This is a genomic window from Variovorax sp. V116, from assembly GCF_041154435.1.
GTDB lineage: Bacteria > Pseudomonadota > Gammaproteobacteria > Burkholderiales > Burkholderiaceae_C > Variovorax > Variovorax paradoxus.
On the sequence record NZ_AP028662.1, the window covers coordinates 945,734 to 966,411 of the forward strand.

General features: G+C 69.3%; 23 protein-coding genes and 1 pseudogene. 10 read left to right on the plus strand and 14 right to left on the minus strand.

Translation table 11 applies throughout. The features are described 5' to 3' along the window. Together ACAM58_RS30445 and ACAM58_RS30450 are read right to left on the minus strand one after the other, a co-directional pair. Positions 1-957 carry a nucleotidyl transferase AbiEii/AbiGii toxin family protein gene (locus ACAM58_RS30445; RefSeq protein WP_018904121.1) on the minus strand — a complete coding sequence of 319 codons (957 nt, stop codon included), beginning with the start codon at positions 955-957 and terminating at the stop codon, positions 1-3. Next, complete coding sequence (locus ACAM58_RS30450; RefSeq protein ID WP_018904120.1) at positions 954-1,691, minus strand: type IV toxin-antitoxin system AbiEi family antitoxin domain-containing protein; 738 nt, start codon at positions 1,689-1,691, stop codon at positions 954-956. The genes ACAM58_RS30445 and ACAM58_RS30450 overlap by 4 nt, the downstream gene beginning before the upstream one ends. Before the next feature lie 137 nt (positions 1,692-1,828). Between ACAM58_RS30450 and ACAM58_RS30455 the strand changes: the two genes are divergently transcribed. Continuing rightward, the gene (locus ACAM58_RS30455) at positions 1,829-2,848 is read left to right on the plus strand and encodes an alpha/beta fold hydrolase (RefSeq protein ID WP_369664605.1); all 1,020 of its coding nucleotides are present in this window, start codon (positions 1,829-1,831) and stop codon (positions 2,846-2,848) included. Positions 2,849-2,876: 28 nt separating this feature from the next. Here ACAM58_RS30455 and ACAM58_RS30460 read toward each other — a convergent pair whose 3' ends face one another. Beyond that, entirely contained in the window at positions 2,877-3,656 is a 780-nt protein-coding gene (locus ACAM58_RS30460; RefSeq protein ID WP_369664606.1) for an AraC family transcriptional regulator, read from the minus strand. An 83-nt stretch (positions 3,657-3,739) separates the two neighbouring features. On the opposite strand from ACAM58_RS30460, the gene ACAM58_RS30465 reads away from it, so the two are divergent. Further along, positions 3,740-4,285 (plus strand): peroxiredoxin-like family protein, encoded by a 546-nt coding sequence (locus ACAM58_RS30465; RefSeq protein WP_015866358.1) that lies wholly within the window; start codon positions 3,740-3,742, stop codon positions 4,283-4,285. A gap of 35 nt (positions 4,286-4,320) precedes the next feature. Then, positions 4,321-5,691, plus strand: coding sequence for a chloride channel protein (locus tag ACAM58_RS30470; RefSeq protein WP_369664607.1), 1,371 nt, complete (start codon positions 4,321-4,323; stop codon positions 5,689-5,691). Here the strand turns inward: ACAM58_RS30470 and ACAM58_RS30475 are convergent. Genes ACAM58_RS30475 through ACAM58_RS30485 form a run of 3 tightly spaced genes read right to left on the minus strand, consistent with a single transcriptional unit; the run spans position 5,657 to position 6,462 of the window. Continuing rightward, the gene (locus tag ACAM58_RS30475; protein WP_369664608.1) at positions 5,657-6,109 is read right to left on the minus strand and encodes a DUF1772 domain-containing protein; all 453 of its coding nucleotides are present in this window, start codon (positions 6,107-6,109) and stop codon (positions 5,657-5,659) included. The two genes, ACAM58_RS30470 and ACAM58_RS30475, sit on opposite strands and share 35 nt — an antisense overlap. 15 nt (positions 6,110-6,124) lie before the next feature. Further along, positions 6,125-6,325, minus strand: a complete 201-nt coding sequence (locus ACAM58_RS30480) for a hypothetical protein (protein ID WP_018904115.1) — start codon at positions 6,323-6,325, stop codon at positions 6,125-6,127. Next, complete coding sequence (locus ACAM58_RS30485; protein WP_018904114.1) at positions 6,322-6,462, minus strand: Hsp20/alpha crystallin family protein; 141 nt, start codon at positions 6,460-6,462, stop codon at positions 6,322-6,324. Before ACAM58_RS30485 ends, ACAM58_RS30480 begins: the two co-directional genes overlap by 4 nt. A gap of 220 nt (positions 6,463-6,682) precedes the next feature. Between ACAM58_RS30485 and ACAM58_RS30490 the strand changes: the two genes are divergently transcribed. After that, positions 6,683-7,177, plus strand: a complete 495-nt coding sequence (locus tag ACAM58_RS30490; protein WP_018906991.1) for a BON domain-containing protein — start codon at positions 6,683-6,685, stop codon at positions 7,175-7,177. A gap of 6 nt (positions 7,178-7,183) precedes the next feature. Here ACAM58_RS30490 and ACAM58_RS30495 read toward each other — a convergent pair whose 3' ends face one another. Next, a complete protein-coding gene (locus ACAM58_RS30495; protein WP_018906990.1) occupies positions 7,184-7,741 on the minus strand; it encodes a type 1 glutamine amidotransferase domain-containing protein in 558 nt (185 codons plus the stop codon). A gap of 316 nt (positions 7,742-8,057) precedes the next feature. Beyond that, on the minus strand, positions 8,058-8,477 hold the full coding sequence (locus tag ACAM58_RS30500; RefSeq protein WP_015866352.1) for a CBS domain-containing protein: 420 nt from the start codon (positions 8,475-8,477) through the stop codon (positions 8,058-8,060). Between the two features lie 231 nt (positions 8,478-8,708). Between ACAM58_RS30500 and ACAM58_RS30505 the strand changes: the two genes are divergently transcribed. After that, positions 8,709-9,215: a transcription elongation factor gene (locus ACAM58_RS30505; protein WP_369664609.1), complete on the plus strand. Its 507-nt coding sequence runs from the start codon at positions 8,709-8,711 to the stop codon at positions 9,213-9,215. Between the two features lie 14 nt (positions 9,216-9,229). Beyond that, positions 9,230-10,612: an NAD-dependent succinate-semialdehyde dehydrogenase gene (locus tag ACAM58_RS30510; protein WP_369664610.1), complete on the plus strand. Its 1,383-nt coding sequence runs from the start codon at positions 9,230-9,232 to the stop codon at positions 10,610-10,612. A 9-nt stretch (positions 10,613-10,621) separates the two neighbouring features. On the opposite strand, the gene clsB is transcribed toward ACAM58_RS30510, so the two are convergent. From clsB to hmpA, 4 genes are all read right to left on the minus strand, one after another. Continuing rightward, entirely contained in the window at positions 10,622-11,863 is a 1,242-nt protein-coding gene (gene clsB / locus ACAM58_RS30515) for a cardiolipin synthase ClsB (protein ID WP_369664611.1), read from the minus strand. A gap of 22 nt (positions 11,864-11,885) precedes the next feature. After that, positions 11,886-12,257: a response regulator gene (locus ACAM58_RS30520; RefSeq protein WP_369664612.1), complete on the minus strand. Its 372-nt coding sequence runs from the start codon at positions 12,255-12,257 to the stop codon at positions 11,886-11,888. Positions 12,258-12,414: 157 nt separating this feature from the next. Continuing rightward, on the minus strand, positions 12,415-12,696 hold the full coding sequence (locus ACAM58_RS30525) for a hypothetical protein (protein ID WP_018906986.1): 282 nt from the start codon (positions 12,694-12,696) through the stop codon (positions 12,415-12,417). A 75-nt stretch (positions 12,697-12,771) separates the two neighbouring features. Continuing rightward, entirely contained in the window at positions 12,772-13,956 is a 1,185-nt protein-coding gene (hmpA, locus tag ACAM58_RS30530) for an NO-inducible flavohemoprotein (protein WP_369664613.1), read from the minus strand. 138 nt (positions 13,957-14,094) lie between these two features. Between hmpA and norR the strand changes: the two genes are divergently transcribed. Both norR and ACAM58_RS30540 read left to right on the plus strand, forming a co-directional pair. Next, the gene (gene norR, locus ACAM58_RS30535; protein ID WP_369664614.1) at positions 14,095-15,672 is read left to right on the plus strand and encodes a nitric oxide reductase transcriptional regulator NorR; all 1,578 of its coding nucleotides are present in this window, start codon (positions 14,095-14,097) and stop codon (positions 15,670-15,672) included. 201 nt (positions 15,673-15,873) lie between these two features. Further along, on the plus strand, positions 15,874-16,146 hold the full coding sequence (locus tag ACAM58_RS30540) for a hypothetical protein (protein ID WP_278879842.1): 273 nt from the start codon (positions 15,874-15,876) through the stop codon (positions 16,144-16,146). A 54-nt stretch (positions 16,147-16,200) separates the two neighbouring features. On the opposite strand, the gene ACAM58_RS30545 is transcribed toward ACAM58_RS30540, so the two are convergent. Both ACAM58_RS30545 and ACAM58_RS30550 read right to left on the minus strand, forming a co-directional pair. Next, positions 16,201-18,474, minus strand: coding sequence for a molybdopterin cofactor-binding domain-containing protein (locus ACAM58_RS30545; protein WP_369664615.1), 2,274 nt, complete (start codon positions 18,472-18,474; stop codon positions 16,201-16,203). A gap of 13 nt (positions 18,475-18,487) precedes the next feature. Then, positions 18,488-18,961: a (2Fe-2S)-binding protein gene (locus tag ACAM58_RS30550; RefSeq protein WP_062365312.1), complete on the minus strand. Its 474-nt coding sequence runs from the start codon at positions 18,959-18,961 to the stop codon at positions 18,488-18,490. 322 nt (positions 18,962-19,283) lie between these two features. Between ACAM58_RS30550 and ACAM58_RS30555 the strand changes: the two are divergent. Continuing rightward, a pseudogene (locus ACAM58_RS30555) lies at positions 19,284-19,328 on the plus strand (hypothetical protein); the annotation flags it as partial. 91 nt (positions 19,329-19,419) lie between these two features. After that, positions 19,420-20,640: a helix-turn-helix domain-containing protein gene (locus ACAM58_RS30560; RefSeq protein WP_369664616.1), complete on the plus strand. Its 1,221-nt coding sequence runs from the start codon at positions 19,420-19,422 to the stop codon at positions 20,638-20,640. Positions 20,641-20,678: the final 38 nt, after the last annotated feature.

The window sequence follows — 20,678 nt, forward strand, 5'->3', positions numbered from 1 at the left end:
TCATTCCTTCCTTGAAGACAGCGGGACACTCGCACTCGAAGCCACGGTGGCCAGCCGAGCGGTCAGCGTCTCGGCCTGTTCGGCAAACTTCTTCGGGTTTGTCTTTTGCAGCTGCGCCAGGTTGTGGAGCTTCCATCGCACGCCCGGGAGATCTTCCAGATGCCCGATGCCTGGCAGCGCGCACTCGGGTGCGCCGGCGACCAGCGATCGCAGGAAGCGCCGCTCATCGTCGTCGAGCCCCTGCTGGATCTCACGCGTGAGGCGCTCCCGGGCCGCGAGCAGTGCGTCGAGCGGCACCGGCTCGGCCGTCATGCCCTGGAAGTTGTGCTCGAAGTCGTGCCGGATGTCGCGCAGCGGCGGAAACAGCACTTCGTGCACCGGCCGGTTGCTGCTGGCCAGGTAGACCACGAAGGCGCGGCGGATGCCGGGTGTGATGCCTTCATGCGCAAAGAGCTGCATCACGTCGAACAGGTCGCGCGGATGCTGGCGGTCCAGCGTCGCCACCAGCTTGCCGCCGTACACGTCCTCCAGCGACACCACCGGAATCTCCAGGTCAGCCATCAAGATGTCACGCGCGGCCGGCGTGAGCGCGGCTCGGCGCACCGGCCGCACGGTGCCCCGCATCACGAAGTTGACTTCGATCTTCACCTGAACCGAGCCGCGGCGCACCAGCAGCTTGGTTTCGCCTGCCAGCGCTGCCGGGGCGTGCGTCTGGAAGCCTCGCCTCTTCAAGCGCTCAGACGCTTGGCGAATAGCTTCGTTGAAGCGCGCCAGCGCCGCGTCGCGCGGCAGCGTGTGATCGGGGAATACCAGATCCAGGTCCACCGACAGGCGCGGCATGTCGCGCACGAACAGATTGATCGCGGTGCCACCCTTCAGGGCGAAGGTGTCGTCCGCAAAGACGAGCGGCGCCACCTGTATCAACAGGCGCGCGGTCTCCAGATAGGCGGGGTTCATGGCTTGAGCACCAACAGGCCGTCGGCCGAACGGGACACCCAGGGCCGGCCGCTGCCCGTTGGCAGCGTGGCTGGATCGAGCTTGGCCGCCCAGGGCACAGAGGCCTCGCGGCCGAGCTGCAGGCACAACCGTACGGTCTTGACGCTCGTGCACCGCCGCAGCAGCTCGCCCAGCACATTGGCGCGCAGGCTGTAGGTGCTCTCCACAAGTTCGCGGGCTTCCTGCAGCGGCTGGCGTACGCCTACCTCGCTCAGCAACTCCAACAAGGCGCGCTCCGGTTCAGCCACCTGCGCCGCCCCGTCGCGCTTCTCGAAAGGGCCGGCGTGCAGCAAGGCGCCCGGTTGTTCGTCGAACAGCCGCTTGCGGTGGTACTCGGCCGGAAAGCGCCCAGTGAACCAGTCCGGCAGGTGCCCCGCCGCCCAACCATAAAGCTGAAGTACTGGCTGCTGCGCCACATACTGGCGCACGCCGTACCAGTCCAGCGCCGACTTGCCGCCCACGTGCAAGCCCGCCAGCTGTCGCTGCAGCAGAAGGAGGCTCGGATGCAGGGCCAGGGTGTCGTTGGGACGACAGAACACGCCGCGTGTCAGACGCGTGAGCCAGCCGGCGCGCACATAGTGCACGGCCAGGTCCGCGGAGATCCCCAGGGCCGCCAAGTCTTCTGAGGTCAGTGGAATTCCAGGGACCAGGCGGGTATAGAGCGCGTTTAGTTTGCTCTTTCCAATCGTAGCCATACTGCGATTCAAGCACTTTTTTCAAGTAATGGCAAACTTGAAATATCTGTCCAGATCGTAGTCTGCCTACGATATAGGTAACTTATATAAAATCAACCCATGGCGCGAGCGGCGTCTTCATGCCATAAAGCCGCACAGTGAGAACTTCAAGACACAGCACGCTGCGCGCCGGCCTTGCCGCGGTTGCGGCGCTCGCCGTGCTGGCGGCTCTGGCCGGCATTGCCTACGAGCAGATCGGTCGTTACCGCGCGGTACGAGACTTCCCGGCGCCCGGGAAGATGGTCGACGTCGGCGCCGGACGCCGCATCCAGCTCGACTGCCGCGGCACCGGCTCGCCCACCGTGGTGTTCGAAGCGGGCCTGAGCGTGGACGGATCGCTGAGCTGGTCGGCCGTGCAGCCGAAGGTCGCGGCGCACACGCGCACATGCGCCTACAGCCGTGCGGGGCTGATGTGGAGCGATCCTTCGAACACGCCGCCGGGCGCAGCGCAGGCGGTGCACGACCTGCATGCCGTGCTGGCCAAGTCGGGCGAACGCGGCCCCTTCGTGCTGGCCGGCCAATCGCTGGGCGGGCTCTACGCGCTGGGCTTCACGCATCGCTTCGGCGCCGAGGTCGCGGGGCTGGTGCTGGTCGATCCGTCGCATCCGGAGCAGGTCGAGCGCGTGGCGCATTTCATGACCGAATCGCGCTCGATGCGCTCGCGCATCGGCATTGCGCTGGCACCGTTCGGCGTGCTGCGCGCGGCCGCGCCGGTGCTGCTGCCGGAGAGCCCGCACCACAGCGCACAGGACATGCAGGCGGTCCGCGCCTTCGCGCCCAAGTCGCTGCGCACGCAGCTCGCCGAAAGCGATGCGGTCGACGCCTCGCTGGCCGAAGCCATGGACTTCCAGCACCTGGGCGATCGTCCGCTGGTGGTGCTGACCGCAATGGCGCCATACACCGCCGCGGAACTGCGCGGAATGAAGCTCACGCCCGAGCAGGGCCGGCAGGTCCAGGCCATCTGGCAGCACATGCACGGGGAAATGGCGGCGTGGTCCTCGCGCGGCAGGCAGCTGCTGGTGGCGGGCGCCGGGCACGACATCCAGTTCGACGAGCCGCAGGCGGTGGTGGACGCCGTGCTGTCGGTGGTCGACGCCGTGCGTGCGCAGCGCCGCTGACGGCATCGCGGCAACGGGCGCGTTCGCCTCACCACATCTTCGGCTGGCCGACCCGCGCCGGTTTCAGGGCCGCGGGTGCGTGGCCGTACGCTTTTGAAAAGGCTCTGGAGAAAGCCTCGGCGCTGCCGAACCCGGTGCGGCGGGCCGCGAGCTTGACCGGGTCGCCGGCCATCAGATAGCGGCGCGCCAGCGTCAGGCGCCATGCGCCAAGGTAGGCCATGGGCGTGGTGCCGACGATCGTGCGGAAGGTCGACATGAAGGTGCTCCTGGACATGGCCGACCGGCTCGCCAGGTCGTCGACGGTCCACTGCCGCGACGGCATGTCGTGGATCGACACCACGGCCCGGTGCAGCGAAGGATGCGCGAGCGCGGCGAACAGGCCCGGCTTCTGCGTGCCCGCATCGATCGCGCTCCGGAGCGCCATCAGCACCAGCACCTCGGCGAGCCGGTTCAGCGCCGCGCTGCGGCCGCAGCGGCTCCCCGCCGCTTCCGCCATGAAGGCTGCGGCGGTGGCCTGCAGCGACGGCGAGCCGTCCAGCGGCACCGAGACCTCCTCGGGCATCGCGCTCATCAGCGGATTGGCCTCGTTGTCGAAATCGACGCTGGCCGCGATGCGCGCATCGGGCGGCAGTTCGGAAAAGCCGCCGGGCCGGAAGACCACCCGGCCTGCGCTGCCGTCTTCCGGGCCCGCGAGCAGCAGGGCCGGCGTGCCGGGCTCGCCCGGTGCAAGCACCGCCACGCGCAGCTTGAACACCTCGACGAAGGCGGCGAGCCGGTCCATCTTGGGTGGATTCGGACTTTGAGTCATGAAAGTCGGACGTTTCATGGCGCCGAGCATGAGATCTTTGGGCCTTGTTTGCAACCCTCCGCTTTATTCAAGGAGCAACCCCCATGCTGATTCCACGCCAACAAGCCCCGGACCTGAGCGTCGACACCCTCGGCGCCGGCCGCTTCCGGCTGATCGACGAAAAGCCCGAGCGCATGACGCTGGTGTGCTTCTACCGTGGGCTGCATTGCCCGATCTGCGCCAGCTACCTGAAGGAACTCGAGCGGCTGACGCCGGCCTTCGCTGAGCGCGGCGTGGCCACCATCGCGATCAGTTCCGACGATGAGGCGCGTGCCCGCGCCATGGCCGACAAGATCGGCGCGGCCAAGCTGCGCATCGGCCATGGCCTGTCGCTCGCGGACGCCGGGAAGTGGGGCCTGTACATCTCGGCGAGCCGGGGCAAGACCTCCATCGGCATCGACGAGCCGGCGCTGTTTTCCGAGCCCGGCCTGTTCCTCATCAGGCCCGACAACACGGTCTACTACCTGTCCGTGCAATCGATGCCCTTCGTGCGGCCCAACTTCGCCGAGATGGTGCAGGCGCTGGACTTCGTCATCAAGAACGACTACCCGGCGCGCGGCGAGCAACTGCTGGAGCAGCCGGCGGCCTGAGGCGGCACGAAGGTTGCGTAAACTGGCCCGCACCCATGAACCGCGAGCCAGACTTCCTCGAACATCTGCGGGCCGAACTCTCGAGCGGCCGCACCTGGCTCGACCGCGCCATCGTGCTGGGCTATGCGATTGCGGCCGGGCTCTTCGTGGTGGGCTTCACGCTTGCGAGCGATTGGGTGTTCGGCGCGTTCCAGCGCTTCCACCGCGCGTGGCCCTGGGCCGTGCTGCTGACCACGCCGCTGCTCACCGCCGCCATCGCGTGGTTCACGCTGCGCTTCTTCCCGGGCGCTGGAGGCTCGGGCATTCCGCAGATCAAGGCGGCGCTGCACGCCACGCTGCCGGAGGAACGGCGCTTCAGCTTCGCATCGCTGCGCCTCACGGTCGCCAAGATCGGGCTCGGCGCGGCGGGCTTCGCGGCGGGGCTTTCGATCGGGCGCGAAGGGCCTTCGGTGCAGGTGGCGGCCGGGGTGATGCAGCATGCGCGGCGCTGGCTGTCGCCGCGCACCACCATCGACGGGCGCGCGCTGCTGGTGGCCGGCGGCGCGGCGGGCATCGCGGCCGCCTTCAATGCGCCGCTCGCGGGCGTGGTGTTCGCGATCGAGGAGCTCTCGGGCCGCCTGGAGGCGCGTTCCAGCGGCCTGATCATCACCGCCATCGTGCTGGCGGGCCTGGTGGCCGTCTCGGTGTTCGGCAACAGCAGCTATTTCGGCGTGATCCGCGTGCCGCGGCTCGGGTGGGATGCGCTCGGGCCGGGCCTCTTGGTCACCTTGCTCAGCGGCGCGGCGGGCGGCCTGTTCGCGCGCCTGCTGATCGCCTCGCTCACGGGCGCGCCGGGGCGCCTCAACCGCTGGCGCGCGCGCTTTCCGGTGCGCTTCGCGGCTGCCTGCGGCCTGGCCGTGGCCATCATCGGGCTCGTCACCGGCGGTGTCACCTTCGGCGCCGGGTCGGAGGCCGTGAAGCAGATGCTGCAGGGGCATGACGAACTCACGCCGCTCAACACCGTGCTCAAGTTCGTCGCCACCTGGCTCACGGCCTGGAGCGGCGTGCCGGGCGGCATCTTCGCGCCTTCGCTGTCCATCGGCGCGGGCATCGGCGACGCGGTGGCCGCGCTGGCCAGCCGCGATCTCGGCCCTGCGCTGATCGCGATGGGCATGGCCGGCTTCCTGGCTGCGGTCACGCAGGCGCCGCTCACCGCCTTCATCATCGTGATGGAAATGGTCGATGGCCATTCGATGGTGCTGAGCCTGATGGCGGCTGCCATGCTGTCCAGCCTGGTCTCGCGCATGATCAGCCGGCCGCTGTACGACACGCTGGCCGAGCACATGGTGTGGCGCGCCGTGGGCTCGATGCTGCCCACGGATGCCGCGGCAGTCACGCCCGCCGCCAGGACAACGCCGACGCCGTGACCAGGCAGAGCGCGAGGAACACGATGGCCGCGTTCACCGCATGCGAGTACTCCCAGTGGCGCCGCAGGATCTCCCAGTTGGCCGGGACGCTGGTCCAGTTGTGCGTGGCCTGGTTGCCCGGCAAGGTCCATGCCACGAAGATCGCGAACATTGCCGCGATGCAGGCCGCGGCACCGAGCGCGAGCCAGAACGGCAGGGGCTGCGAGCGGACGACGACCGCAAGGGCGATGTTCACCACCAGCGCCGCCACCCACAGCGAGCCGAGCACGGCCCAGCCGCGGTAGATGCCCTGCACCAGAAAATACTCCGGCTGGCCGAGGCCGATCTTGTTCGGGAGCGCCGCCAGGTGGGCGCCCGAGGGAATCAGCGCGAGAGCGCCGATCGCAATGGCCAGGAACTGAACGATCCTCGTGCCCATGGCAAGCCCGTCGAGCTAGGCGGCCGACTGCACGAACGGCCTGGCCTTCTCCAGGAAGACCTGGTGCCTCGCGTCGAGCTCTTCGATGTCTCGTTGCAGTTCGGCCTTGTCGTACGGCTCGCCGGCGGCAATGGCCGTCATCCAGCGGTCGAACTTGTCGCGCTCCGCGCGCCAGGCATCGTATGCAGTGCGGAGCTCGTCCCATTGAATGGTCATGCGAAGGCCTGCTCGATCTTCAGCACGCCGTCCTCCAGCCTGGCGACGGCGGTCTTGTCGTCCACCTCGCTGCCGAGCGTGAAGCCGCTATTCGTTCCATGCGGGTCAGGGCATTCATGATGATGATCTCCCGTCAAGTGTGGTGGCGAAACACGTCGCCTCCGCGCAGGCACGGCGACGCTCCAAGCCTATGTTCGGCCGTTGGCAAACCCCTGCCGCGTGCGAAGGAATTCGGGCGCGCCGCAACGACAGTTGCCGCGGCTGCCATCCATCGACGATGTCCGACAGACGGCCCTTGCGGCCCGCGCAAAGTAGTGAAAAGTCGTCCATCCACACACTAGGAACAGGAGCACCACCATGCGCGATTTCGTTTCCTTCGCAGCCGGCGTGGCTGCAGGCACTGTGGCCATGTACTACCTCGATCACCAGAGCGGCCCGCGGCGCCGGGCGCTCGCGCGCGACAAGGCCATTGCGGCCGGGCATGAGGCCGCGGACATGGCCGAATCCGCAGGCAAGAGAGCGGCGGACCACCTGAAGGGATACATGGCCACCGGCCGGCTCGATCGCACCGGAGGCGGCGAACCCGAGACCGACTCCCAACTGCACGAGCGCATCCGCGCACGGCTCGGACGGGTCGTGAGCCATCCGAGGTCGATCGAGGTGGAAGTCGACCGGGGCAGCGTCCACCTGCGGGGCCACATCCTGACCCGGGAGCTGGACGACCTGCTCTACGAGCTGAAGCAGATGCGGGGCGTGCAGGCGGTGACCAACGAACTCAGCTGCCACGACACGGCCGAGGGAATCTCCGAGTTGCAGGGCCGCACCGAGCCCGCCGGGCGCCCGCTGCATTGAGCCGTCTCAGGCGTGGGCCCGCGCATCCGCGAACAGCCGGACCATCTCGCGGTCGAAGGCCGGCAGGTCCTGCGGCTTGCGGCTGGTGATGAGGTTGCCGTCGACCACCACTTCGCGGTCCACCCACTTGGCGCCGGCATTCGTGAGGTCGCTGCGCAGCGAGGGCCACGAGGTCATCGTGCGGCCGCGCACCGCGTCGGCCTCGATCAGCGTCCACGGTCCGTGGCAGATCGCGGCCACCGGCTTGCCGGCCTTGAAGAAATCGCGCACGAAGGCGATGGCCTCCTCGTTGATGCGCAGCACATCGGGGTTCATGACTCCGCCGGGCAGCACGAGCGCATCGAACTCGTGCGCGGCGGCCTGCGGCAGCGGTATGTCGACGTTGAATTCATCGGCTGGCTTGTGGTGCTTCCAGCCGCGCACGGTGTTGTCCTTCGGCGAGACGATCTTGGTGGCGGCGCCGGCCGCATCGAGCGCCTTGCGCGGCTCCGTCATCTCGGCTTGCTCGAAGCCGTCGGCCACGAGAATGGCGACCTTGGCGCCATCGAGTTGGGTCTTGCTCATTGGGGAAATCCTTTCGGCCGTGTTTGCAAGAGAGAGAAAGAGAAAGAAAGGCAGCGGCCGGCCGCTGCGCTTCAAAGGGGGACGTGGTGCGCCTTTCATGCCATGCGCCTTGCCCACGAGCCACGCTCATTGGCGTTTGCGCCGGCCTGTCCGGCCCCGTTCTCGTCGTGCTCGCTCGATTCCACATGAGCACCGTCGGAGCCCCGGAGGGGCGCACCACATCCAACTCCAGACTGCGCCGCCGCATCGCCCACTTCTGTCAGAGGGATGCGGAAGCGCTGTAGGAAATCGCCAACCTCGGCGCGGGCGCCAGTGCTCAGGCGGGCTCCGAGATCTCGCACAGCGCTTCGGCCGCGGGTTCGGACTCGGTTTCCCTGACTGCAAGGTCGCCCAGCGCCACGATGCCCACCAGGCGCTTGTCGCGGCTGACGATCGGCAGCCGGCGGATCTGGTACTCGCCCATGATCGCGACAGCGCGTTCGACCGGTTCGTCCTCATAGGCCCAGCGGATCCGGTCGGACATCACCTCGCGCACCTTGGTGTCGGCGCCGCGGCCTTCGGCCACCGCGCGCACGGCAATGTCGCGGTCCGAGATGGAGCCGATCATCCGGTCGTTCGCGCCGACCGGCATCATGCCGAAGTCGCCGTCGCGCATCTGCCGCGCGGCCTCTGCAATGCTCGCATCGGGACTGATGACTTGCACGTCCCGGCTCATCACATCCTTGATCGTGTGCATGAGAAATCTCCTCTTCGGTTGAAAGGCCACGCGGCGGGTCCGGCCGAGGCGGCCGGCGCCGGGGCCTCGTGAACACTTTGCGAAAAATTGCCGCCTCCCCTCTGTAGGACTCGGCGCCCCACGCGCGTGATCGCCTGCATCGTCGAAGGCCTACATCGACGAGGTCGCGGCGCCCTACACCCGCGGCGCGCCAGCGGCCTAGAGTGAAATTTCAACTGCGGGAGATCCACCATGCCCGAGAAGAAAACCATCGAACGCGCCGAGCGCGACAAGCGCGAAGGCAAGGCGCCGACCACGCAGGCCGGCGAGTTCGTGCGCGAGGAAATCGAGCACATCCGCGAAGGCCGCCACGGGGCGCGTTCGCCCGAGCAGGCCATTGCAATCGGCTTGTCGAAGGCGCGCCGCGCGGGCGTCGACCTGCCCGTGCCCAAGAAGGGCACGGTCTCCGAGAAGACGCGGCGCAGCGCACAGCAGGCGCTGGAGGCCGGCGACAAGCCGGCTGCCAAGGTGTCGCGCAAGCGCTCGCGCGCGACCATCGGCGCCCTGCAGCACGAAAGCCAGGCCGCGGCGTCCAGGCCGGCGCTGGCCCGGCATGCCAAGGCGGCGTCCAAGGAGCGCACCGCGGCAGAGCGCTCGGCAGCGGCGCGCAAGGCGGCGCGTACCAAGAGTCCCGCCGAGCGTTCGCATGCCGCCCGCAAGGCAGCGCGCACGCGGGCCGCGCACAAGGCCGCCAAGTGAGGACAGGCAGCAAGATGACCATCGAATCCATCAACCCCGCGACCGGCGAGAAGCTCGAGGCCCATGCGGAAATGCCGCGTGCCGCGGTCGACGACATCATCGGCAAGACGCACGAGGCCTTCCTGGCCTGGCGCGGCACCTCGTTCGAGCAGCGCGCGCAGCACCTGCGCGAGGCGGCGAAGATCCTGCGCGCGAAGTCCGACACCTGGGGCCGGCTGATGGCGCACGAAATGGGCAAGCCGCTGCGCGACGGCATTGCCGAGGCGCAGAAGTGCGCGGCGTGCTGCGAATTCTTCGCCGACAACGCGGCGCGGCTGCTGGCGCGCGAGCCGGCCGATACCGAGGCGCGCACGAGTTTCGTCACCTTCAATCCACTGGGCGTGGTGCTGGCCGTGATGCCCTGGAACTTCCCGTTCTGGCAGGTGTTCCGGTTCGCCGCGCCTGCGCTGATGGCCGGCAATGCGGCGGTCCTCAAGCATGCGTCGAACGTGCCGGGCTGCGCGCTCGCGATCGAGCAGATCCTGCGCGAGGCCGGCATGCCCGAGCACCTGTTCCGCACGCTGCTGATCGGCAATGCGCAGGTCGATGCGGCCATCGGGCATCCGCTGGTGCGCGCGGTCACGCTGACCGGCAGCGGCCCGGCCGGAAGCGCGGTGGCGCGCAAGGCCGGCGAGATGCTGAAGAAGACGGTGCTCGAACTCGGCGGCAGCGATCCCTACCTGGTGCTGGAGGACGCCGACCTCGACCTGGCCGCCAGCGTGTGCACCAAGGGCCGGCTGGTCAACGGCGGCCAGAGCTGCATCGCCGCCAAGCGCTTCATCGTCGTCGAGCCGGTGCGGCGCGAATTCGAGCAGCGCTTCGTGCAGAAGATGAAGGCGGCGCGGCAAGGCGATCCGCTGGACATGGCGACGGAAATCGGCCCGCTCGCCCGGCACGACCTGCGCGACGCGCTGCACCGGCAGGTCGCGCAGAGCGTGCAGCGCGGCGCGCGCTGCCTGCTCGGCGGGCAGGTTCCCGAAGGCCCGGGCGCCTACTACCCGCCGACCGTGCTGACCGACGTCGCCAAGGGAATGCCCGCATACGACGAAGAGCTGTTCGGCCCCGTGGCCGCGGTCATTCCGGTGCGGGGCGAGGAAGAGGCCATCGCCGTCGCCAACGACTCGTCGTTCGGCCTGGGCGCCGCCGTCATCACGCGCGACCTGGCCCGCGCCGAGCGCATCGCGGCCGAGTCGATCGAGGCGGGCTGCGTGTTCGTCAACGAGGCCGTCCGCTCCGATCCGCGGCTGCCCTTCGGCGGCGTGAAGGACAGCGGCTACGGCCGCGAGCTGTCGGGCTACGGCATCAAGGAGTTCGTGAACATCAAGACGGTGTGGGTGGCTCAGGCCGGGCATCAGTGAACGCAGCGCTCAGCGGCCCAGCGGGGTCACGCGGGGCGCATGGCGCGGCAGCCATGCGATCCATGAGGGATACCACCGCAGCAGGTGAAAGACGACGAAGCTGCGCACCAGCCGCCAGCTGCTCCACTTGTCCAGGTCCGCGGCCCCGATCCGCTTGCAGTCGCGGTTCATGTGCTCGAGCCGCTCGGACAGCGCGCGATTGAACGCCGGGTCGTGCACGACCACGTTGGCCTCGAGATTGAGCGCCAGGCTCAGCGGGTCCAGGTTGCTCGAGCCCACGGTGCTCCAGCAGTCGTCGGTGAGCGCCACCTTGGCATGCATCGGCCGTTCGCAGTATTCGAAGATGCTCACGCCCGCCAGCAGCAGGTGGTGGTACAGCATGCGGGCCCCGATCCTGACGATCGGGATGTCCGGCTCGCCCTGCAGGATGAGGCGCACGTCGACGCCGCGCCGCGCCGCGTTGCGCATGTCCTGGATGAGGCGGTAGCCGGGAAAGAAGTAGGCATTGGCGATGACCACGCGCTGCCGTGCGCTGCGGATGGCCACGCGGTAGTGGCGCTCGATGTCGTTCGTGTGGCGCCAGTTGTCGCGGGTGACCAGGCACACTTCGGCTTCGCCGGCGCGCGCATGGCCGGTGGCGTGGCCGCTGCCTTCCTGCTGGCGCTCCGGCGGCGCGGGCCGATGGCTGCGCGCGCCTTGCTGCGCCTTCTTCTTGTCGGCGGCAACCGCACGCGCGGCGAAGCGATGGATCAGCTGCACGATCGGCCCGTTCAGTTCCACCGCATAGTCCTGCTTTGCCGTGGCGCCGAAGTCGAGCAGCTGATCGGCGGAGAAGTTGATGCCGCCCACGAAGGCGCAGGCATCGTCGACCACCACGATCTTGCGATGCATCCGGCGCAGCAGGTTCAGCCGCTGCCCCAGGATGCTGTGGCCCGGATCGAACACCCGGAGCCGGACGCCGGCCGCAGCCATCTCTTGGATGAAGGCCTCGGAGAGATCCGGTGAACCGAAGCCGTCGACCAGCAGGTCGATCCGGACGCCGCGCCTGGCCGCCTCGCACAGGCAGGCATGCAGTTGCGTGCCGACCTTGTCTTCATACAGGATGAAGGTCTCGATGAGCACCTCGCGCTGCGCGCGCCGCACCGCCTCGAACACGCGCGGAAAGAACTCCTCTCCGTTCTCCAGCAGCGAGACCCGGTTGCCCGGAACCCAGCGGGCACGGCCCAGGCCTCTGGCGGGAGAGTTCTTCATGGACGGCTGTCCGCACGCAGGCTCAGGGGGCCTGGTAGCCCAGGCAGTGCTCGAAAAAGGCGTCGAGCTCGGTGGACTTGTCGAACACCGCATCGGCGCCGAGCGCCAGGCAGCGGCGGCGCATCTCAGCGCTTGGATAGTTGGTGAGGACGATGACGTGCTGGTTGCTCGCGCGGCCCTGGCAGGAGCGGATGACCGTGAGGCCGGAACCTTCCTTGAGGAAGAGATCGATGACCGCGAGTTGCCAGGTGCCATGCTGCGCAAGCGCATCGATGGCGGCCTGGGCCGTCTCGGCGGTGGCCACCACACGGGCGCCGGCCAGCTCTTCGAGTGCGGGAATCAGGTTGTCCCGGATCGTCCGGCTGTCCTCGACAAGGATCGTAGTGAGCGGCATGCATACGCTTTCGGCGTCTGGAGGCTCTTGGGACATCGGAACGCAACCACCAATGCGGTCTTTGTACGGCCCGGCCCTGCTCGTCCTTGTAGGCAAGCTTCTCGACTTGGAGACGGTGCCCAGGAAGCGCGCCGCCGAAGCGCGCGCCGGGGCTTGCTCAGGACGCCTTGCGGTTGCTTTCGGTCTCCAGCGCTTCGGCGACCTTCTCGAGCAGATCGACCGATTTCGACAGCTTCTTCTCGATCTGGCCGGTCTGCTCGATCGCGCGGTCGAGGTCGTCGGTGCGCGTGTCCTCGGAGACGCCCTTGTCCAGCACCACGTGAACGACGGCGAGCTCGTCGGCGGCTTCTTCCACCGTTTTCTTCACCTGCTTGCTTTCGTCCAGCGCGCGTTCGACGGCGCGGCTGCTGCTGCTCTCGGGGGCGTTCAGGGCGGGCATTTGGGATCTCCTCGTGAGTGCACTTTCATCCTATACCCGTGAAGCCGAAGCGTCGACAAGATGGGGTAGCCCGCCTCATGCCTCCAGCGCCTCCAGCGGACCGAAGAATTCGTAGCGCAGCTGCTGCTTGGGCACGCCCAGCGCCAGGCCGCTCGCATACACCGCCTTCATGAAGGGCTTGGGGCCGAGGAAGTAGAGGTCGACGTCGCGGTCGGCCGGCAGTTGCTGCGCGAGCAGCTCGCGCGTGACGAAGCCGGTCGCATGCGGCCGGTCGGATTCGCGCGGCGCGTCGTAGACGTAGAGCGGCTTCACGTTGGCATGCCGGGCGGCCAGCGCATCGACGCGCGAGCGGAACGCATGGGCGCCGCCATGCCGCGCGGCGTGGATGAAGTGCACCGGCCGGCCGGTGTGCGCCATCGACTCGAGCATGCTCATGGCCGGCGTGATGCCCACGCCGCCTGTCACCAGCACCAGCGGCCGCACGCGCTCGCCGGCGGGCTGCAGCACGAAGTCGCCGCAAGGCGCCTGCACACGCAAGACGGTGCCGACCCCGGCCTTCTCGTGCAGCCAGTTGGAGGCGCGGCCGCCCTCTTCCTGCTTGACGCTGATGCGGTAGAAGGGCTTGCCCGGCGCATCGGACAGCGAATAGTTGCGCCGCAGCGGCTCGCCGTCGATGTTCAGCACCAGCGTGAGGTACTGGCCGGGCGAGAACGCGAGCAGCGGGCCGCCGTCGGTCGGCTCCAGGTAGAAGGAGGTGATGACGTCGCTCTCCTGCTCGCGGCGCGCCACGCGGAACTCGCGCTCGCCGCGCCAGCCGCCGGTCTGCGCGGCATTGGCGCGGTAGACCTCTTCCTCTGCGGCAATCAGCAGCGCCGCCAAAGATTGGTAGGCCTCGCCCCAGGCCGCGATGATCTCGTCGGTGGCGGCTTCGCCGAGCACGTCCTTGATGGCCTGCAGCAGGCAGCCGCCGACGATCGGGTAGTGCTCGGGCAGCACGCCCAGCGCGGCGTGCTTCTGGATGATGCGCGGCAGCGCGCCTGCAATCTCTTCGAGCCGGTCGATGTGCGTGGCATAGGCCAGCACCGCGCCCGCCAGTGCGCGGGCCTGGCTGCCGGCGGCCTGGTGCGCCTCGTTGAAGAAGGCCTTCACCTCCGGATGGCTCTCGAACATGATCCGGTAGAAGTGGCTGGTGATGGCCTCTCCGTGCGCCTGGAGCGCGGGAACGGTGGCTTTGACGATGGCGATGTTTTGCGGGGTCATCTGTGGCTTTCGGGGTCGGCAGTTGGGATGCTTTTCCTTCTCACGATCCGTGCCAGCTCCTGGCCCCCCGCAAGTGCCCGCCGCCGCTGGGGATTTGCGATACGTGGTCAAATTCGCAACAGGATCCATGTTGTATTTATGACCACAAACAGTGTCAATTCGACCACGGGCGAAGCGGCCGCGGCCACCGAGGCGCAGCGCTACCGCTCGCTCCTTGCCGCTGCGCGCGGCCTCGTGCGATGCGATGCCGCCGCGCTGCTGCGGCTCGACGGCGACGTGCTGCGGCCGCTGGCCGTGGACGGCCTGAGCGACGAAACCCTGGGGCGGCAGTTCCCCGTGGCCTCGCACCCGCGCTTTGCCCGCCTGCTCGAGAGCGGGCGGGGCCTGCGCTTCCCGCACGACTGCGGCCTGCCTGACCCGTACGACGGCCTCGTCGCGGGCCAGCCGGGCATCCTGCCCGTGCACGACTGCATGGGCGCGCCGCTGCGCCTGCGCGGTGCCACCTGGGGCTTGCTGACACTGGACGCGCTCGACGCCGGCACCTTCGAGGCCGTGGGCCCGGCACAGCTCGACGCGCTGGTGGCGCTGGTCGAAACCGGCATCGAGGCTGCCCACACGATCCAGGAAATGGAAGCGCGCGCCATGCGCGAGCAGGCCGTGGCCCAGGCCCTGCGCTCGGGCCGCGGCGCCACGCGCGAGCTCCTTGGCAGCAGCCCCGCGATGAAGCAGCTGTGCAGCGAGATCGACACGGTCGCGGTGTCCGACCTCACGGTGCTGCTGCTCGGCGAGACCGGCGTGGGCAAGGACCTGGTGGCGCAGCGCCTGCATGCGCGCTCGCGCCGCAGCGACCAGCCGCTGGTGCAGGTGAACTGCGCGGCGTTGCCCGAGACGCTGGCCGACAGCGAGCTCTTCGGCCACAAGCGCGGCGCCTTCACCGGCGCGGTGCAGGACCGCAACGGCAAGTTCGAGATCGCCGATGGCGGCACGCTCTTTCTCGACGAGGTCGGCGAACTGCCGCTGACGGTGCAGGCCAAGCTGCTGCGCGTGCTGCAGAGCGGCGAGCTGCAGCGGCCCGGCAGCGACCGCACGCTGAAGGTCGACGTGCGCGTGATCGCGGCCACCAACCGCGACCTGCCCGCGGCGATCGCGCAGGGCCGCTTCCGGGCCGACCTCTACCACCGGCTCTCGGTCTATCCGCTGGTCGTGCCGCCGCTGCGCGAGCGCGGGCGCGACGTGGTGGCGCTCGCGGGCGGCTTCCTTGAAGAGAACCAGCATCGCCTGGGCGCGCGCAACCTGCGGCTGTCGCCGGCCGCCAAGGCCGCCCTGCTCGCGCACGGCTGGCCCGGCAACGTGCGCGAGCTGGAGCATGTGATCAGCCGCGCGTCGCTGCGCGCCTTCAGGGAGCAGCGCCGCGGCGCGCGCTGGACGGCGATCGAGCCGCATCACCTGGCGCTGGAGGCTGCGGCGGCCGGCGGTCCGGCAGCGTCGCCTGCGCCACCTGCACCGGCGCCGGCAGGCCAGCACGCGGGCGTTGCCAGTGGCGGCGCCACGCTGCGCGAAGCCACCGAGGCCTTCCAGCGCGCCTGGCTCGCCGATGCGCTGGCGCGGCACCGCGGGCACGTGGCCAATGCGGCGCGCGAGGCCGGCATCGACCGCAGCAACTTCCACCGGACGCTGCGCAAGCTGGGCGTGCCGCGGCCGGAAAGCACGCCCTGAGCCCCGTGCATCCCATGCCGGAGGCATCGGCATACCCCAACGGTCCGCGCAGCCACTCACCACTTTGTGGGAGTGTTAACAGTTACCAATCTCAACACAATGGCGCGAAATTTAGACAAACAATTACGCAACGTAGCTGCCTGGAGCTGAGAGGTTCCAGCGACAGACAAGCTCGGTGCCGTGAACCCTTTGGAGCTTGTCTTGCACAACCTGTTTTCAAGTTGCACGTGCGGCTTTGCCCACATGAAACGGCTCCAGCGGCGGCTGTGGATGCGCCTGTTCCCTTCGCTGCGGCTTTATCGCTGCGCCCAGTGCGGCCGCATACAGCTTGCGCCGCGCCGGGCCGTCGAACAGGCGATCGCCACGCGGCTGGCCCAGGAAGCAACGCTTCGGCGGCCTGCGGAGCCGAGCCCGAATGCCGCTTTGGGTGGGCACATCGAGGAGGCCGAAGCTTCGCCGGCGCTGCGCCGTTAGGGCGCACACCGTTCCGTGCCCGCCCGGCTCAGTGCATGCGCGTCGGGGTGCGGCTCATGCCGGTTTTGTGTCAGCCAGGTCGAACGGCAGCTGCCGCAGCGGCTTGCCCGTCAGTTGCGCGATCGCGTTCGCAAAAGCCGGCGCCAGCGGCGGCAGGCCCGGCTCGCCGATGCCCTTGGGCGGTTCCGCGCTCGGCACGATGTGCACGGCGAACTCGGGCATGTCGGTGATGCGCGGCACGGTGAAGTCGCCGAAGTTGCCCTGCTGCACTTCGCCGTCCTTCAGCGTGATGGCGCCGCCCGGCAGGCACATCGACAGGCCCATGACCGCGGCGCCCTGCACCTGCGCTTCCACGCTGCGCGGATTGACGGCCAGGTTGCAGTGCACGCCGGCGGTGGCGCGGTGCAGCACCGGCTGGCCGTCCTTCACCGAAGCCTCCACCACATAGGCCACCACCGACTCGAAGGACTCGTGCACCGCCACGCCCCAGGCGCGGCCGGCGGGCAGCTGCTTCTTGCCATAGCCGCTGCGGTCGACGGCGAGCTGCAGCGCGGCGCGGTGGCGCGGGTGCTTGTCGCCGAAGAGCTGCATGCGGTAGGCCACCGGGTCCTGCTTTGTGCTGCGCGCGATCTCGTCGAGCAGGGTCTCCATCACGAAGGCGGTGTGGGTGGAGCCCACGCTGCGCCACCACAGCACCGGCACGTTGACCTTGGGGTGGTGCACGGTCAGGCGCATCGGCAGCGGGTAAGGATCGCGCATGCCCTCGGTGGCCGTGGCGTCGATGCCGTTCTTCACCTGGAAGGGCTCGAACACGGAGCCGGCGGTGATCGACTGGCCCACGATGACGTGGTCCCAGGCCAGCACCTTGCCGCGCTCGTCGAAGCCGATGCGCGCGCGGTGCAGGTGCATGGGGCGGTAGTAGCCGCCCTTGATGTCGTCCTCGCGGCTCCACAGCAGGCGCACCGGCGCGTTGAGCCCGGCGGCGCGCGCGGCCTTGGCGATCTCGCAGGCCTCCACGATCACGTCGCTGGTGCTCACGAAGCGCCGGCCGAAGCCGCCGCCCGCCATCTGCACGTTCACGCGCACCTGCTCGGGCTTGAGGCCGAGCGCGCGCGCCGCCGCGGCACCGTCGAGCCCCGCGCACTGGGTGCCGACCCACAGCTCGGCGCTGTCGCCCGACAGCTGGACAGTGCAGTTCAGCGGCTCCATCGGCGCATGGGCGAGGTAGGGGAACACGAACTCGGCTTCCAGCTGCCGCGGCGCCTTGGCCAGCGGCGCCATGTCGGCGTCGAACTTGCGCGCGCCGGGCTGTTTGGCCAGTTCGCGGTACTGGACCAGTTGCCTGCCGCTGTCGACCTTTTCGACGGCGGCCGTATCCCACTGCAGCTTGAGCGCGTCGCGGCCCAGCTTGGCCGGCCAGTAGCCGTCGGCCACCACGGCCACGCCCTCGGCGCCACGGTCCAGCGGCACGCGCAGCACGGCCTTCACGCCCTTGACGGCGCGCGCGGCGCTGTCGTCCACCGAAGCCAGGCGCGCGCCGAACACCGGCGGATGCGCCACCACGGCCGTGAGCTGGCCGGCATGCTTGACGTCGATGCCGTAGTCCTGCCGGCCGCTGCTCTTGGCGCGCGCATCCAGCCGCGTGGTCGGTCGGCCGATGAGCTTGAAGTCCTTGGGGTCCTTCAGCCTGACCTTCTCGGGCACCGGCAGCGCCATGGCGGCCTCGGCCAGTTCGCCGTAGCCCAGCTTGCGGCCGTTCGGGCCCAGCACGGTGCCGGCCTGCGTGCGCAGCGTGGATACGTCGACGTTCCAGCGCGCCGCCGCGGCCGACAGCAGCATGGCGCGGGCGCGCGCGCCGAGCTCGCGGTACTGCGTGAAGCTGTTCTTGATCGAGTTGGAGCCGCCGGTCAGGTGCATGCCGAAGACCGGGTCGTGGTAGGCGGCGTCATTGGTGCCGCTCTTGCTGCGCACCAGGCTCCAGTCGGCATCGAGCTCCTCGGCCAGGATCATCGGCAGGCCGGTCTGCACCCCCTGGCCGAATTCGAGGCGGTTGTGGGTCACGGTGACTTCGCCGTTGGGCGCGATCTGCACGAAAGCCGAAGGCTGCTGCGTCGGCTTGAGGGTGCTGGCCGCCGCTTGCTTGCCGGTGGCCTGCGCCATGGCCATGTGGGGAAAGGCGCCGAGCGCGAGGCCGCCGGCGCCAGCCAGCTTGAGGAAGCTGCGGCGCGGCAATGCGGTGGTGTCCTCGGGTTGTGATTGGCTTGCTTCGGCCATCAGGCGCTGAAGGATGCGCGGCAGTTCGGTGGAATCGATGTGAGTGGGCAACATGGCGGATGCTCCTTCAGGCCAGGGATTTGGCGGCATCGGCCACCGCGGCGCGGATGCGGGCGTAGGTGCCGCAGCGGCAGATGTTGCCGGCCATGGCGGCATCGATCTCGGCCGCCGTGGGCTGCTTGCCCCGGGGCTGCGACTTGAGGAACGCCGTGGCGCTCATGATCTGGCCGCTCTGGCAGTAGCCGCACTGCGCCACGTCGTGCTTGACCCACGCGGTATGCACCGCGGCACCGACCGGGTCGCTGCCGTCCGTTGCGGCCTCGATGGTGACGATCTTCTTGCCCTCTGCGGCCGAGATGGGCGTGATGCACGAGCGGATGGCTTGGCCGTCCAGGTGCACCGTGCAGGCGCCGCACAGCGCCGCGCCGCAGCCGAACTTGGTGCCCGTCATGCCCAGCGTGTCACGCAGGGCCCAGAGGATGGGGGTGCCGGGATCGGCGTCGACCGTGTGGTCGCGGCCGTTGACATTGAGCGCGCTCATGGTGGGGTCCGTTCTTCTTCGTGGGGTGGGGGCGCCGGTCGGCGCTGGAGGCGACTGTAGGAAGAAGCATCAGAAAGAAACAGTGGCGAATATTGCATGCCTTGTGAAGTCAGGCTTCATAAAGCAGGTTCATTGAGAGGAGACGGCCAGCCAATGGCCGTCAGAAACCACAGTGTCTTACCTTGAGATTTCTATCTAAACGGTTGACTTATATGGACTTTCACCATGTTCTTTGAAATCGTCTGTTTGCAGTGAAAGGAAGCGAGGCCTCGCCTCTCCACGGTCAGCAGATGTGGTCTCCACGACCGGTGAGATGGCGCTCATGAACACCATGCATCCCATGGATTTCGTGGACGTCAAGCTGACGTTGGAGAAATATCCGGACCGCGATCCCCTCAAGCGTTCGAAAGACCTGTTGCAGGCCGAGATCGGTGTTGGCGCCGGTGTAGCCTCGCCCCATGGATTCCCTGATTGCCGCCTCCGCCCGCGCCCTGGCCGCCGGCGACGCGCTTGGCGCGCTCAAGCGGGTCGCGCTGCGCGACGACCCGCCGGCGCTGGCCCTGCGCGGCATTGCGATGGCGCAGCTCGGCGAGCATCCGCGCGCGCGCGAACTGCTGCGGCGCGCCGCGCGCGGCTTTGGCGCCCACGAGGAACTGGCGCGCGCGCGCTGCGTGGTGGCCGAGGCCGAGGTGGCGATGGCCATGCGCGAGCTCGGCGGCTCGCCGCGCGCGCTGGCCGCGGCGGCGGCCACGCTCGAAGCGCACGCGGACCGTGCCAACGCGCTGCAGGCGCGGCTCATCGCGGCGCGCCAGCAGCTGCTGCTCGGCCGGCTCGAGGCGGCCCGGGCCGCGCTGGCGCCGCTCGATGCGCGCGACCTGCCGCCGGCGCTCGAGGCGGTGGCCGAGCTGACCGCCATGGAATTGGCGCTGCGCTCGCTGCACGTCGGCCCGGCGCGCGCGGCGCTGGCCCGTGCGCAGGCGGCGGCCGACCGCGCACGCGTGCCCGCGCTCTCGGCCGAGGTGGCGGAGGCGCGGGCCGCGCTCGACCGTCCCGCGGCACGGCGGCTCTTTGCCGGCGGGCAAGAGGAGTTGCGGCTCGACGAGGTGGCGGCGCTGCGGGCCTCGGACGCGCTGGTGGTCGACGCCTGCCGCCGCGGCGTGGGCGCCGGCGGCGCATGGCGGCCGCTGGCGCGCCGGCCGGTGCTGTTCGCGCTGGCGCGTGCGCTCGCCGAGGCCTGGCCCGGCGACGTCGACCGCGAGGCGCTGATCGCCTACGCGTTCAACACCCGCCATCCCGACGAGACGCTGCGCGCGCGCCTGCGGGTCGAGATCGGCCGCCTGCGCGCGCTGGTCGCGGCCGAGGCCGGCATCGAGGCCACGGCGCGCGGCTTTGCGCTCAGGCCGCGCGATGCGCGCGAGGTGGTCGTGCTTGCGCCGCCCATCGACGGCGAACAGGCTTCGCTGGTGGCGCTGCTGTCCGATGGCGCGGCATGGTCGACCTCGGCGCTGGCACTGGCGCTGGACGCGAGCCAGCGCACGGTGCAGCGCGCGCTGGCCGAGCTCGAGGCCGAGGGGCGGGTGCGCGCCATCGGCCGGGCGCGGGCGCAGCGCTGGCTGGCGCCGCCGCTGGCGGGATTCACGACGATCTTGTTACTCCCCGCCGCGCTGCCGATTGAATAGAGTTGTCTCCAAGGCGCCGAACCCGGAGCCCGCCAACA